Source organism: Candidatus Krumholzibacteriia bacterium (genome assembly GCA_035649275.1).
Lineage (GTDB): Bacteria > Krumholzibacteriota > Krumholzibacteriia.
Map to the genome: position 1 here is coordinate 1 of DASRJW010000145.1, position 13,872 is coordinate 13,872.

Annotated in this window: 14 protein-coding genes; 10 read left to right on the top strand and 4 right to left on the bottom strand. The window is 65.9% G+C overall.

What is annotated here, in order from left to right; translation table 11 throughout:
• The 7 genes from VFE28_16375 to VFE28_16405 form a co-directional block, all read left to right on the top strand.
• The coding region (locus tag VFE28_16375; protein ID HZM17571.1) for a hypothetical protein at positions 1–295 on the top strand (295 nt) is incomplete at its 5' end.
• Between the two features lie 154 nt (positions 296–449).
• Entirely contained in the window at positions 450–1,823 is a 1,374-nt protein-coding gene (locus VFE28_16380) for a hypothetical protein (GenBank protein ID HZM17572.1), read from the top strand.
• 707 nt (positions 1,824–2,530) lie between these two features.
• Positions 2,531–3,673 (top strand): DUF1611 domain-containing protein, encoded by a 1,143-nt coding sequence (locus VFE28_16385; GenBank protein ID HZM17573.1) that lies wholly within the window; start codon positions 2,531–2,533, stop codon positions 3,671–3,673.
• 69 nt (positions 3,674–3,742) lie between these two features.
• Positions 3,743–4,792 carry a hypothetical protein gene (locus tag VFE28_16390; GenBank protein ID HZM17574.1) on the top strand — a complete coding sequence of 350 codons (1,050 nt, stop codon included), beginning with the start codon at positions 3,743–3,745 and terminating at the stop codon, positions 4,790–4,792.
• Positions 4,793–4,894: 102 nt separating this feature from the next.
• Positions 4,895–5,980, top strand: a complete 1,086-nt coding sequence (locus VFE28_16395) for a PHB depolymerase family esterase (protein ID HZM17575.1) — start codon at positions 4,895–4,897, stop codon at positions 5,978–5,980.
• Positions 5,977–7,134, top strand: coding sequence for an efflux RND transporter periplasmic adaptor subunit (locus VFE28_16400; protein ID HZM17576.1), 1,158 nt, complete (start codon positions 5,977–5,979; stop codon positions 7,132–7,134). The genes VFE28_16395 and VFE28_16400 overlap by 4 nt, the downstream gene beginning before the upstream one ends.
• 12 nt (positions 7,135–7,146) lie before the next feature.
• Positions 7,147–9,117, top strand: coding sequence for a 7TM domain-containing protein (locus VFE28_16405; GenBank protein HZM17577.1), 1,971 nt, complete (start codon positions 7,147–7,149; stop codon positions 9,115–9,117).
• Between the two features lie 44 nt (positions 9,118–9,161).
• Here VFE28_16405 and VFE28_16410 read toward each other — a convergent pair whose 3' ends face one another.
• The 4 genes from VFE28_16410 to VFE28_16425 all read right to left on the bottom strand — a co-directional run bounded on the left by VFE28_16410 (position 9,162) and on the right by VFE28_16425 (position 12,136).
• Positions 9,162–9,512 (bottom strand): hypothetical protein, encoded by a 351-nt coding sequence (locus VFE28_16410; GenBank protein ID HZM17578.1) that lies wholly within the window; start codon positions 9,510–9,512, stop codon positions 9,162–9,164.
• A gap of 42 nt (positions 9,513–9,554) precedes the next feature.
• A complete protein-coding gene (locus VFE28_16415) occupies positions 9,555–10,235 on the bottom strand; it encodes a hypothetical protein (protein ID HZM17579.1) in 681 nt (226 codons plus the stop codon).
• Between the two features lie 144 nt (positions 10,236–10,379).
• Complete coding sequence (locus tag VFE28_16420; protein ID HZM17580.1) at positions 10,380–11,864, bottom strand: class I adenylate-forming enzyme family protein; 1,485 nt, start codon at positions 11,862–11,864, stop codon at positions 10,380–10,382.
• On the bottom strand, positions 11,861–12,136 hold the full coding sequence (locus tag VFE28_16425) for an acyl carrier protein (protein HZM17581.1): 276 nt from the start codon (positions 12,134–12,136) through the stop codon (positions 11,861–11,863). The genes VFE28_16420 and VFE28_16425 overlap by 4 nt, the downstream gene beginning before the upstream one ends.
• A 311-nt stretch (positions 12,137–12,447) precedes the next feature.
• Here VFE28_16425 and VFE28_16430 point away from each other — a divergent pair, with 311 nt between their 5' ends.
• From VFE28_16430 to VFE28_16440, 3 genes are all read left to right on the top strand, one after another.
• The gene (locus VFE28_16430; GenBank protein ID HZM17582.1) at positions 12,448–12,888 is read left to right on the top strand and encodes a DUF192 domain-containing protein; all 441 of its coding nucleotides are present in this window, start codon (positions 12,448–12,450) and stop codon (positions 12,886–12,888) included.
• 165 nt (positions 12,889–13,053) lie between these two features.
• Complete coding sequence (locus VFE28_16435; GenBank protein HZM17583.1) at positions 13,054–13,215, top strand: Flp family type IVb pilin; 162 nt, start codon at positions 13,054–13,056, stop codon at positions 13,213–13,215.
• A 69-nt stretch (positions 13,216–13,284) separates the two neighbouring features.
• Positions 13,285–13,848 carry an A24 family peptidase gene (locus VFE28_16440; protein ID HZM17584.1) on the top strand — a complete coding sequence of 188 codons (564 nt, stop codon included), beginning with the start codon at positions 13,285–13,287 and terminating at the stop codon, positions 13,846–13,848.
• Positions 13,849–13,872 lie beyond the last annotated feature (24 nt).

The window sequence follows — 13,872 nt, forward strand, 5'->3', positions numbered from 1 at the left end:
TGTGTCGCTGACCGATGGCGCCGAAGTCGTGGTGCGAGCGCCAGCCGGCGCTGCGACCTTCACCGCCCACGTCGATCGGTTGGTGATCGAGAACGCTGGAGCCGGCACCGTCTTCGACATCGGGATTCCCCGCGGTGCTCCGCGGATCGAGATCCGTGTGGAGGAACGGTGCCTTTTCCTCAAGGACGGCCATCGCATCGTGTCGGAGCCGCCGGTGGCGTCCATCGGCACCGCGCCGCTCGACACGCCGGACGAAGGCCCCTATCTCCTGCGGCTGGCTCCGCCAGACCGATAGCTCCCGTCGCACCCGCTGCCGACGAGTCGCCCGGCCTCCGCCGGTCCCCGTCGGTCGAGCGCTCCGTCCCGTCGCTGTCACAAGTCTCCGCTTCGTGGGTTCCTGGTCCGACGAGCGGCACGCCACCCGCGTGTCCGAACAGACGGAGGTGACCGTGACCCTGCGAATTTCCACACTCATGGCGGTTGTCGCTGCCGCGGTGGCGCTTGCCGCGGGCTGCGACCAGAGCCCGAGCGTTCCCGCCGGCTCCAATGCAACGGAGACCGAGGCGCGAAGCTCCCAGTGCCGCGACCCGGAGGGCAACCTGTTGCCGGTCGCACCGATGAACACCCGCGTCGATCTCGGCAGGCCAGCGTTCTCGGACCCCAAGAGCGTCTCGAACCCACTCTTCCCCATCGGCACGCTCTCCCGCGTCATCCTCCTCGGCGAGGTGGACGGCGCCGCCCTGCGAGTCGAGACCACCTTGCTGCCGGAGACGCAAATCATCGCCTGGAACGGCAAACGGATCGAAACGCTCCTTTCCCAGTATGTCGCCTTCCTCGACGGTCGCATCCACGAGGTCGCCCTCGATCGGTATGCCCAGGCCGACGACGGCTCGGTGTGGTACTTCGGTGAAGACGTGTTCAATTACGAGAACGGCGTCATCGCCGATATCGACGGTACTTGGCTCGCCGGCAAGGACGGCCCAGCGGCGATGATCATGCCCGCCGACCCGCGGGTCGGCGACGCGTGGCGACCCGAGAACATCTGCGGCCTCGTGTTCGAAGAGGTCACCGCCACCTCGACCGGTGTGACCGTGCAAGGCCCGCGGGGCCCTGTCGAAGGCGCCCTCGTCGTCCAGGAGCTGCACATGGACGGGTCCTTCGAGGACAAGATCTTCGCCCCCGGCTACGGCGAGTTTTCCACCGGCGCCCCGGGCAGCGACCTCGAGGCCGTCGCTCTCGCCGTGCCGACGGACGCCGTGCCGGGATCTCTACCCCCGGAACTCGAGACTCTCTCCCTCGGCGCGGCGGAGATCTTCGCTGCTGCCCAGGCCGAGGACTGGGACGCGGTGGTTGCCACGTTCAGCGCGATGAACGCGGCATGGGACGCGTTCCGGACCGATCCTCTGCCCCCGAAGCTCGAAACCCAGATGAGCGCTGCTCTCGTCGCTCTCGGCGAAACGGTCGATGCCCGCGAGGCTGCCGCGACCCGGCAGACGGCCATCGACGCAGCGCGAGCCACCCTCGACCTCGAGTTGCGTCACCGGCCCCGGGCAGAAATCGATTTCGACCTCCTCGTACTCTGGATTCGCCAACTACTTGTCGACGCCGAAGCGGACGATCGGGCCGCAATGCTCGGCGACATCGCGACGCTCCATTGGATCCGAGACCGGATCGCGGACGACGCCAGCCCTGCTCTCGCCTCCATAGACTTCGAGCTCGCCGGCCTCCAGGCGGCGGCCGCTACGCAACGCACGAGCGCGGCGATCACCGCTGCGGCGCGGCTCCAAGGCACCCTGGCGCGAGTCACGGAGGCCAGACCGTGAAGCGAATGTAGGCCATGCCGAGCTGGAGAGTATCGCGGCCGCATTCGGGAACTGGCACACGAGTACCGCCGCTGGGGCACCCCAATGCTGACGTCGATGCTTCGGCGCGAAGGCTTCAGGAACAATCACAAGCTCGTCGAGCGCAACGAGCGGGAGGACTGCTTGCACTCGTCCCTCGGAGGAGCGACGCCCGAGGAGATGTGTCAATGTCGCATGGAGTTTGTCCAGTAACGGGTCGACTGATCAGAGGGGGCACTGGGGGTGAATGCCCTTGCGCCGAAACTTGTTGGACTCTATCGACGAGGAAACTCTGGAGGATTCTTCGGGTCAACACCTGACAGACGGTGTTAATAATACCTATCTATTGCATTGACACCATGTTGTCTCCAATGGGTCAATTCGCCCAATATTGTCAACAGGGGATTCCTTTACATGGAATTCCCGCAACACGCAAAACTTGCTCAATCACAAGAACATGCTCATCAAACCCTAAAGATCACAACGCTTTCGCCTGCTTCCACGCGATCGTGTCGCGTTTTCCTTCTAATACAGCGCCGCTTCATCTACACTGTTGGTCCGCCGGACCTGGGATGAAGGAATCGGGAGCGTACCGAGATGTGTTCGACGTGTCCTTCCGGCGTCCGCACTTGGGTCCCCGTAGTTCACGGACCGCAGTAGACGCGATCCAACAGGAGGCCTTTCGCACCATGCTCGATCCTAGCACCCTCACATCCACGCCCAGGCGCGATCGGGTTCAGGGAACCCTCGAAGTAGCGCGTCTCCGGCGTGCAGCATGGGCATTCACCACGCGTCGCGTCCCGCGCGGCGCGCTCTGCAGTATCGTCCGTCACGCTCGCGCGCCGCAAGCCGGCGACCTCCTCCTCGCCTGTGTCGACGCTGTCGGCTACCACTCGGGCTTGCAGCTGCCGGACGGACGCAGGAAGCATCTCTTCGTCGGCGACGAGATCGTCGTGGCCTACGGCAACCGCTATGCGCCCAGCCAGTTCGAAGCGGTGGTCCCGAAGACCATGGGCCCGTGTCAGCTCGTCGCCAGTGGCGGCGTCGCTGCCAAAGCGCTCTCGTGGCATGCACGGGTGACCAAAGAAGCCACTCAGATCACTCCGATCGGTTACCTAGCCGACGCGGCCGGCGAGCCAGCGAACCTACGCAACTACGCACTCCGCGCCGTGGACCGGCTCGCCGGCCCCTGTCCTACGACCGTGGCCGTGGTCGGCACTGCCATGGACTCGGGCAAGACACAGACTGCAGCCTTTCTGGTCAAAGGACTGACGCTCGCCGGACTCAAGGTCGGTTACGCCAAGGTCACCGGTACCGGCGCCGGTGGTGACACCTGGCTCTTGAAGGACGCCGGCGCCCATCCCGTTCTCGACTTCACCGATGCCGGTTTGGTGTCGACCTATCTCGTGCCGCTCCGGGAACTCGAGAGCGTTTTCGTCACGCTCATCGCCCAGATGATCAAGGCGCGGGTGGACGCCATCGTACTCGAAGTGGCCGACGGCGTGCTGCAGCAGGAAACAGCCGCACTGCTCGCCTCCCCCGTGTTCGGTGCAGTCGTGGGCGGGGTTCTCTTCGCCGCCTGCGACGCGATGGGCGCGGTTGCCGGTGAGAGCTGGCTCCGCGCCAAGAACCTCAAGGTCGTCGGTCTGAGCGGCGTCTTGACCGCGTCGCCGTTGCAGATCGATGAGTCTTCCAAGGCAACCGGTCTGCCGACCTTCTCCCGTCAGGAGCTGGCGAAGGCGAAGACCGCGATGCGAATCCTCACGGCCGCCGAGGAAGCGGTTGCAGAAGGAGCCGATGCTTGCGCGGGCTCTCTTGAAGCCCGCGCTTAGGGGGGGGTTCGTGGCGAGGGTCGGGGGCGCTGCGATTGGTGTCGATGACGTCGAGGGAAAGGAGTGCTCATGAGTGCGGCCCAGGTGCGCAAGAGGTGGTCGTTGCGGAAAGAACGGATTGTCCGTCGTGTGTTGCAAACCGACCCGAGTCAAGAATACTTCGTGTATGTTCCCAGCAGCAGCGGTGCCGCGGCTCCCTTGTTCGTCGCGGTGCACGGTATCTCGTATAACGCATACGAGCAAGCGCGTCTCTTCTCTCGTTATTGCGATGTCTACGGGGCGGTCATGGTCGCCCCCCATTTCGTCGCCGAGCGGCACAGTGACTATCAACGGCTCGGCCGCGATGGTCGCAGCACGCGAGCCGACGTCACTTTGGACGCCATCATCGAAGAAGCCGGATGGTTGACTGGCGCATCCACGGCGCAGATCTATCTGTTCGGCTATTCCGGTGGTGGCCAGTTCGCCCATCGTTACGCCCTGGCCCATCCGCACCGGGTGGCACGGGCCGTCGTCGCTGCGGCGGGCTGGTACACCTTTCCCGATCCGCGCACCCGGTTCCCCTACGGAATCCGGCGGAGCCGTGAGCTCCGCGGCGTACGTTTCGACCCCGAGGAGTTCTTGCGCGTTCCCCTCAGCGTCTTCGTCGGCGATCAGGACACGACGAGCGAGGGCCTGCGCCGGAGCGGCCGGGTGAACCGACAGCAGGGGAAGACTCGACTCGAAAGGGCGCGGCGCTGGGTGGAAGCCATGCGCGTCGCCGCCGACACCTATCACCTGGAATCGCTGGTTTCGTACGAGGAGATCGCGGGAGGACAGCACTCGTTCAAACAGCTGATGCTGGAGGGCCGGCTTGGCGACCGAGTCTTCGACGCTCTCTTCGGACTCCCTGCGGCCATCGGCGACGGTGGCAATGGCCACGAGAGGACCCACCCCAGCTCGCCCGGTGGCGATGATGACGAGAGGACCGTTCCCTTAGCGTCGGGCGGCCCTGAGGACGAGAGGACCGTTCCAGTGGCACTTCGTGGGCATGACGAGAGAACCGTTCCAGTGGCGCCTGGTGGCAATGAGAACGAGCCTGTCGGTCATGTCGCCGAGGGCGGCAACCATGGGTCCTCGTAGAGAGCATGGGCGTGGCGGAAGACGCCGCGGACCTTGCGTCGGCCGTCGACCGGCGCTTCCAGGAAGAGTGAGTCCGGGATGGTGCTTCGACGAGGTGTCACGATGAAAGCTGCGACGATGCGTCGCCAACGCCTGTTGCCGCTCCTTCTCTTGTGCGTCGCCATGACCGCGCTCGTCCTCCCGCGGGCGGCGCGCTCATGGATGGCACCAGCCCTGCCCGCGAGCTCTTCCTCGACTCGAAGCTCGACGGCCTCCGCCTCGACGAGCCTCGAGCCGAGCGCGCCGCTGCAGACGAAGCGAGTGTTGCGCCGCGCTCTGCGAGACGATTCCCGGCAGGAGTACTTCCTCTACATCCCGAGCTCCGGCGGCCAAGGGGCGCCGCTCTTCGTCACGGTCCACGGGATCTCGCGCAACGCCGAGGAGCATGCAACGTTGTTCTCCGCCTACGCCGAACGGTACGGCGTCGTCCTGGTCGCCCCCTGCTTCACCGAAAAGCAGCATGACGATTACCAGCGTCTGGGTCGGACCGGACGGGGCCAGCGAGCTGACTTCGTTCTGGATTCGATCCTCGCCGAGGTCACCGAGCTGACCGGGGCTGCGGCGGCGAAGATCTACCTCTTCGGCTTCTCCGGTGGGGCCCAGTTCGCCCATCGCTACACCATGGCGCATCCGGAGCGCATTGCGCGCGCTGCTATTGGTGCGGCAGGTTGGTACACGTTTCCGGACGACCAGAGGCCGTATCCCTATGGGATCGGTCCGAGCCCGGAGCTGCCGAGCCTGCACTTCGACCCGGCGGAGTTCCTCCGCGTTCCCATCGCCGTCTTCGTCGGGGCGGAGGACAGCACCAATGAAAGTTTCCGGCGCAGCGATGAACTCGACCGCCAGCAAGGAGTGACGCGCTTCGAGAGAGCGCGCCATTGGGTGGCGGCGATGCGGGCGGCGGCGGCCGCTCACCACCTCGAGCCCCTCGTCACCTACGAGGAGGTCGCCGGAATCCATCACTCCTTCCGGCAGTTCATGGAGGAGGGGCAGCTCGGCGACCGAGTGTTCGGCGTGTTCTTCGGACGGCCTGAGGCCGCGAAGCCGAGGACCGGTACCGGGGCCGCGGCAAGCGACGACCGCAGCGGTTGGCGACTGCTGCTGCCGGCGGCAGTCATGGTTTGCGCGTCGCCCGGAGGTGAGCATTGAGCAGCAGCGCCCGCCGATCGAAGATCAAGCTCCTGGAGGCAGCGGTGCCGAAGCTGGTGCCGCCCAGCGGCAGATGGCGGCGTACCCGGCGTTACGTCCTGCCCGCCGTGATCGGCGCCGTGGCGCTCTCGGTGCTCGTGCCTCTCGTTCTCTGGGCCCGCTACCGGATCACCTACGTGGTGTCGCGCAACGCCATCGTGAAGGGCACCATCGCCAATGTGGGAGCGCAGCTCGACGGCGTGGTGACCAGCGTCGAGGTCGATGCGGGGCAGCGCGTGCACGCCGGGCAGCTCATGGCGCGCTTCGAGGACCACCACCTGCAAGCCGCAGTGCAACGCGCCCAGTCCCGGCTCGACAAGGCCGTCAGTGAGCTGGACGTCGAGCGTCTCGCGATCGTCCAGGAGCGCCGGCGCCTGGGGAGTCTTGTGAACGAAGCCTCGGCCCGATCGGCGGCGGCCGCCGCCCAGGTGGACGCGGCGGAGAGCCAGGCCGACGATGCCAAAACCAAGTACGAGTTGCGCCAGTCCCTGGCGCAGGGTGGGGTGATCCCTCAGGAGGAGCTGCGCACCGCCGAGGCCGCGATGCGCACCGCCGATGCGCTCGGGCACTCGGCCCGGGCCGAAAACAAGGCGACCGCGGCGGCGCAACAACTCGCCGAGGTCGAGTCCGAGGGGCTGGCGGTGCGCGAGCAACACCTGGTCGTGATGGAAGCCGAAGTGGCAGCGCTTCGCGCCGAGCTCTCCCTCGCCGAGGCCGACCTCAAGGCCGCCTGGATCCGCGCCCCGCAAGACGGTTGGGTGGTGCGCCGGATCGCGGAGCCTGGCGCCTCCGTGGTGGTCGGACAGCCGATCCTCGACCTCTGGATCGGCAAAGACGTCTGGGTCGAGGCCTGGATCGACGAAGACGACCTGGCGCATGTCCACCCCGGCAACAAGGCGAAGGTGACGCTCAAGTCCTATCCGGGCCGCGTCTTCAACGGCGTCGTGGAGACCATCGGTGTCTCCACGGACTACGAGCTGCCCGACACCGCGGTGCCGCAGCCGCGCCATACGCGCATGCGCACCGCCCCGGTGGTTTGCGCCCGCATCCGCCTTGCCGCATCGGAAGGGTTGTTTCCAGGGCTATCGGCGGTCGCCGGCATTCGCAAGAAGTAGGCAGGCTGAAAGATGAGTCGCTCCGATTCAGTGACCCCGAGCGCACCACCGACGCGTGACGGCGCCGGGCCGCCTCGTTCCCGCTTGCTCCGCCTCGTCGAGCTGGGGCATGCGCTGCAGCGCCACACCCCCACCCGCTGGTGGGCAAGAGTCCTGCGACCCAAAGGCAATCTGACGAAGACCGAGCTCCGGGTGCTCGGCCTCGTCGCGCTCTTGCCGCTGTTCACCATCGTGATCCGGGTCCTGGCGCTTCCTGGCGCCATCCCGGGGTTCGGCGGTTTCGTCCCCGACGCGATCCGGACGGTCGGCAACGCCCTGAACCAGACCTTTTCACTCACCGCGGTTCCCGCGGACCAGCGCGACCATATCCTGTATCTCCTCTTCCTCCCCACTTGCGCCCTGCTCGTCGCCCTGGCGCGTCTCACTTTCGGCATCCGGGTCCTGGGCTTCCGCTCGATCCTCATCGCCGTGGGCTTCCATCAGAGCGGCATCCTCCCGAGTCTCTTCCTGATCACGGTCGTGGTCGCCACCATCGTCTTGGTGCGGCCCTGGCTGCGGCGGATCCGGCTGCCCTACTACGCCCGCGTCTCGGTGATCCTGTGCATCGTGGCCATGACCATGGTGGGTGGTGTGCTGGCCGGTCCGTGGATGCGTTCGGACCTCCTCTGGGGCGTCGCCTACTTCCCCGTCATCGTGCTCGGGATGCTCGCCGAAGGGATCGCCCGGACTCTCGATCAAGACAACATGATCATTGCGTCGTGGCGCGCGCTCACCACCATCGTGCTCGCTTTCCTGATCGCCATACTCTGCCAGATACCCGCACTGCGTGGAATCATGCTCCAGTTTCCAGAGCTCGCGCTGACGCAGATCGTCGCCATCGTGATGATCGCGGAGTTCCTCGACCTCCGCCTCTTCCAGGACTGGGATACGAAGGTCGCCGGGATCGCTCTACCCAAGCTGCTCTCCAACGCCGGCGCCTACCGGGTCGCGGTGGTGCGGAATCGCCTGCACACCGGAGTCATCGGCCGCCTGGGTCGACCCAGCCCGCAGAAGGACGCGCGGCGCTCGGTGCAGAGCGTCGTCGATGCTCTCCGTGCGAGCGGACACACGGTGCGGGTCCTGGAAGGCGACACCTCCCTCCTGAAGGAGCTGAGCCAATTCATGCCGCCGAACCCGAGGACCGGCGAGCCCGGCGGGATCGTCTTGAATCTCGCCCATGGCATCCAGGGAAGCGGACGACCGACGCACGTGCCGGCGATGCTCGAGATGTCCGGGGTCGCGTACACCGGCCCCACGCCTCTCGGGCTCGCCCGCTCCCTGGACAAGGCGGTCACCAAGGTGCTGCTGCAACAGGCCGGCATCCCCACGGCGCCCTTCCACCTCATGATGAGCCCCAAGGACGTCACCCACCGCCTGCGGTATCCCTTGCTCGTCCGACCGCGCCACGAGCCGAGCTACCGTTCGCGAGTGGTCACCGACCGCCAGCAACTCAAGGATGCGGTGCGTTTCATGGTCCGGCGCTATGGACAGGAAGCCTTGGTGGAGGAACACATCGCCGGCCGACAGATCCACGTTGCACTGCTCGGCAACGACCCCGTCGAGTGCCTCCCGCTGGTGGAGGTCGAGGAGGGCAAGGGGCGGCGCATCTGCCCCGCGAAGCTCGACGCCCGTCGCGCCGCACGGATTCGCGACCGCGCCCTGGCCGCCTTCGCCGCCTGTGGTTGCCGTGATTATGCGAGGGTCGACATCCGTCTGGGACCCTCCGGAGAGCCCTCCGTGTTGGAAGTCCGCAGCCTCGGACTCTTGGGAGAGAGCGGTTCGTTCGCTAGGGCGGGCAGGGCGGCCGGTTACAACTTCCAGCAGCTCGTCGGCCGCCTCATCGACGTGGCTCGGGCCCGTTACCTCTCGCGTGTAGTGGTCCGACCCGTGGTCCCGGAGCCGAAGCGCGACGAGAGCGTGGAGACGCACCGCGCTTTCACCTGAGCCCGACACCGCGCCTTCGTCCTGACCGGCACGGATGCACCATTTCAGCGTAGGAACCGACGAATCTGCTCCGCCATCTTCTCTCCATCGAGGATCTGGGAGTCCGGCAACCGGCCGCGGAGCCGGTGCATGAAATAGGTGGGGACAGGAGGATGCGGGCCATCCCAACGGACCCCGCGATCGTAGACGAGGTAGACATCCCAGGCTGGTTCGGAATCGAGAGCGAGCGGCTGCTGGAAGAGCTCACCCACCGACTGATTCGGCGCCCAGAAGTGTTCCACCCGGGAGTCTGGAAAGAGGGCCGTAGCCTTTCTCGCCGCCCCCTCGTCATCGAGGCGAAGAATCGGCTCCCAGACGACGAAGACACGTAGATCGCCGGCTTCGATCTCGTGCAACACGGCCTCTTGCACCACACGGGCGCCTGCCTGACAACCCGGTCAAGTGGGGGCGAGGAGCAAGACCAGACGCAGTTCGTTGCGAGCGGCATTGAACCGAGCGCGGAGCTCGCTGCCGTCGTCCGAGAGCGTGCGGACGCGGGTCGCCTGGTCCGTCGCGGTCTCGAGCTGGAGGAATCCGGCCGAGAACTTCACCTCGCCGACTCGGGTGAAGCGAACGCTCTGGTCTCCAGCGTGCCTGCTGCTCTCCGTATCGTGGTCGCGAGAGATGTTGTCGTCGGGAGAAGCGGTGTCGCCGGCGGAAGTGTGGTCATCGGGAGAAGCGCTGCTGTCGGGAAAATGCAACACGCCATCGAGGTGCTGTCCGTCGGCGGTGAGCTTGCCTTGGTAATCGGCGTCGACACCCGAGAAGTGGAGAGCGACGGTCGAACCGGTGACCTCCACCTGGACCGGGTAGTTCTCGGCACCGAAATCTGGAACGTCACACTCGCCGACCCAGCGTGATCCGACTCTGCCGAGATCCAGAACGGCTTCGACGGTGTCGCCCTGGATCACCACCCTCCCGCACCACTGACCGGTCGGGTCGCCTGGAGTGTTGACGTCGAGCCACGCCGGCCTGGACAAGCGCGGAAACCCGAGGATGAGGCAAAAGCCGAGCGCCGCGAACAAGGTGGCGCGGCAAACTGCCCGCGAGCCTCGCCCAGAATGCTCGACCGTTCTCATGGAGCCTCCTCACCAAGCAGCCTGACACACTCGGCCTTGGAGATGTGTCCTTCAGCAGTCCGGAGATCGGGGAGTGCTTCCTCCGCGGCCGGAAGGACGGATGAGACACGTGAAGGCACGAGCAGGATCACTGTCGACCGGCTGTCAAAGTGGCAGGTCCTCGGCACGTAGGCGCACCTTGCCCGTCGGCCCGCGCGGGAGTACGTCGCCGATGTGAATCCGGCGCGGCACCTTGTAATCCGCCAATTCCCGATAGCAGAAAGCGATCAGCTCCTTCTCCGAGGCCGGCGACCGGAGGGCAACCATCGCGGCCACGGCCTCCTCGCCCGCCCTGTCCTTGGTGCCGATCACCCCGGCCTCGCGTACGGAAGGATGACTCTCGAGGACTCGGCGCACCTCCTCGGGCGACACCTTGAGTCCCCCCACATTGATGACGTGATCCTTGCGCCCGTGCAGGGTCAGGAACCCGGCCGCCTCTTGCACCGCCAGGTCCCCGGTGAGGAAACCACCGGCGCGGAAAACCTGCCGTTCTGCGGGCGCCCCGAAGACGTAACCACTGGCGGCGGCAGGGCTCACCACCATGATCTCCCCTTCCTGACCGGGGGTGACCTCGTGACCTCGGGAGTCGACGAGTCGGATCTGGACGTTCCGGAGGGGCAAGCCGATGGAATCGGGGCGCTCCAGCACCTGGTCTGGAACATGGTTGGTGACGCCGCCGGTCTCGGACGAACCGTAGTGCTGGCAGATGGGCAGCTGGAACCGTGCGTGGAAGGAGAGGATGGTGGCCGCGTCGAGAGGTGCGGTGCAGGAAAGCAGATACCGCAGGCGGGGAAGCGAAACCGCCCCCGGCGGCGCCGCCTCCAGCCAGCGTCGGTACATGTTGGGAACACCGAGGAACACCGTCGCTTCTTCCCGGCCGAGATCGTCGGCGATGCGTCGGGGAACGAAGAAGTCCTGGAGGACGAGTCGCGCCCCGGAGAAAAGGAGCGGCAGCACACCAAGGTCGAAACCATAAGAGTGGAAGAGGGGAACATCGGCGAGGATGCGATCGTCTGGACCCAGACCGAGGGTGTCGGTGATGTTCCGAGCCTCGGCGAGGACCTGTTCCGGCCCGAGGGCGATCCCCTTGAGCGCGCCGGTAGAACCGGAAGTGAGCTTGAGGACGGCGGCGTTTTGGCACTCCGGTGGCGCTGGCTGTCCGGACCTCGTCTTCGAGACGACGAGCACGAGACCCTGTCCGAAGACGTCGCCGCGCAGGGGATGCTCCTTCCAGCCACCGAGCATCGTCGCCACGCGACCTGCGTAAGCTGACCCCGTCAGGAAGGCCGCGACCCCTGCTTCCCTTGCGATGGTGCCGAGCTCGCTTTCCGAATAGCGCGGTGACACGAGCGCCGCCGTCGTCGGCATCTGGAAAAGAGCCAGTACGGCGGCAACGAAAGCGGGTCCGTTCGGCAGCGTGACTCCGACCACTTGGCCTGGACGGATGCCCGCGCGCTCCAGATCCTGTGCCAGGGTGGAGGCTGTCTCGTAGAGGTCGAGGAAGGAGAGGTCGACCTGCGTCCGGACAGCTGTCCTGGCGCCGAGATCCCGACCCAGGGCTTCCAGGTGCTGCCACCAATCGGTGCTCACGCTTTCCTCTCACCGAGCCCCTTCTTCGTCGCCACGAAACGTGCGGTGTTCTGGACGCTCTCGAAGTGTTCCAGGGCGATCTCCTCGTCCCGGACGCGGATGTCGAAGGCATCTTCGAGGAAGGCGACGAGCTGGAAGACACCGAGCGAATCCACGACTCCAGAAGCCACCAGGGAGTCCCGGTCGTCGACCTGCGTGATCCCACGCGGTTCGAGCTTGGTCAGGACGAACGCCCGGATCCTCTGGGTGATCTCGTCGTGCGACTCCTCCATGCTCTGCCTTTCCAGTCCTCGAACATCTGTCGTGTTGTCAGCTCTGTCAGTAGGGGAAGACTTCGAGATGCTCCTCCAGCGCGGCAGTCCATGACCTCCACGGGAAGCCTCTCGAGCATCGGAGGATTCTCGAGCCTGACGGACGGCTTCCCTTCCAGACTGGGAAGTGCGGAGGGTCGGCATCGGAGCCCGAACATTATAGCCGACAGAAGAGTGAGGAATCAGGTCCTCGGAGCGTATGGATTCCAGAGGCCAAGAGCGCGGCGCGTCGCTTGCTGCTTCCTGCGGCAGCTCACCCTGGAGGTTTGTCCGTGCTGTCCTCGTGGCGGTTGGGGAATCTACGCCATTTGCCGCACCTGGGTTGGGAAAACGACGCAGTTGCCGAGACCGCCGTGCAGGACATCGTGCGGAGCATCAACGTCACCCGAGGCACGGTGGTCGCCGAACGGGTCCTGTGGGCGACAGGGTCCGCCAAGCGCCGTGGCTTGCTCGGGCGGAAGTCTCTGGATCCTGACGAGGGCATGTACCTCGTGCCCTGCCAATGGATCCACATGTTCGGAATGCAGTTCCCCATCGACGTCGCCTTCCTCGGCAGGGACGGTCGCGTTCTGGCGTTGCACCATGAGCTGCAACCGAACCGATTGTCGCGACCGGTGCTGCTCGCCGAAGGAGCGCTCGAGCTCGCCGCTGGGGTGCTGCGCCGGAGCGGTACCGTGGTCGGCGACGTGATTGCACTCGAGGATCCGGCGTAACGACGGGATAGGCGGAGCGCGTCGCGGCCATGGTCCGGCCGGCGGAGATGCGGCGGGATGCAATGGGGTATGGAAAACCTGGCATGCCGTGTGCCTGCCTCCAGGCGCGCGCCGGAAGCGGTGCGCCCATCGTAACAACGACTAATGTCACTGCGGAGGATCCCAATGCGGTTTCTGACTCGGCTGATTCACGAAGACAAGGGCCAGGACATGGTGGAATACGCCCTCCTGGCTGCGTTCATCTCCATCGTGGCGATCGTCACGATCCGGAACATCGGGCCCCTGGTGGACGCTGTCTACCAGAACGTTCAGGCCGCGTTGACGTGATCTAGACTGCCACGACCTGGGGGTGCGCTGCCGACAGAAGGAGCTGTCTTGGACCAACCGACTCTCGCATTGTGCGCCTCAGCCCTGACTGCAGCTGCCGTCGGGATTGCCATGATTACCGACCTCCGCTGGCGGCGCATCCCCAATGTTCTCACCTTCCCAGCCATGGCGGTGGGCCTGCTGTTGCGGACCTACTTCCAGGGCTGGGAGGGTCTGGCCCTGTCGCTGTGTGGGCTCATCGCCGGCCCGGGGCTGCTCTTGCTGCTGCACACGGGCCGCGGCTTGGGCATGGGTGACATCAAGTTGGCGGCGGCCGTCGGGGCCATCCTCGGGCCGCCGCTCACCTTGGTCGCCATGTTGCTCACCGCGCTCGTCGGCGGCGTGCTGGCCATCGCCTCGCAGCTGCGCCCAGGCGGGGTACTCGCCGAGGTGCTCTCGATGGCGATGATCGGCCTTCCTGGAATGCATCGATTCGCAAAGGCGCATGCCGCGGTGCCGCAATCCACGGTGCCCGCGACCATTCCTTACGGTGTCGGCATCGCCATCGGTTCACTTCTGACGATCGTGGTGTACTGGTGCACGGAAAGCGCAAGTTGGTTTCTCTGGCACGTAACTCGCGTGGCCAGTCTGTAGTCGAGTTCGCTCTCGTCCTGCCTC

Coding starts and splice junctions, on each gene's coding strand:
- VFE28_16435 (HZM17583.1), top strand. CDS start 13,054: ATGCGGTTTCTGACTCGGCTGATTCACGAAGACAAGGGCCAGGACATG.
- VFE28_16415 (HZM17579.1), bottom strand. CDS start 10,235: ATGAGAACGGTCGAGCATTCTGGGCGAGGCTCGCGGGCAGTTTGCCGC.
- VFE28_16385 (HZM17573.1), top strand. CDS start 2,531: ATGCTCGATCCTAGCACCCTCACATCCACGCCCAGGCGCGATCGGGTT.
- VFE28_16395 (HZM17575.1), top strand. CDS start 4,895: ATGAAAGCTGCGACGATGCGTCGCCAACGCCTGTTGCCGCTCCTTCTC.
- VFE28_16425 (HZM17581.1), bottom strand. CDS start 12,136: ATGGAGGAGTCGCACGACGAGATCACCCAGAGGATCCGGGCGTTCGTC.
- VFE28_16390 (HZM17574.1), top strand. CDS start 3,743: ATGAGTGCGGCCCAGGTGCGCAAGAGGTGGTCGTTGCGGAAAGAACGG.
- VFE28_16405 (HZM17577.1), top strand. CDS start 7,147: ATGAGTCGCTCCGATTCAGTGACCCCGAGCGCACCACCGACGCGTGAC.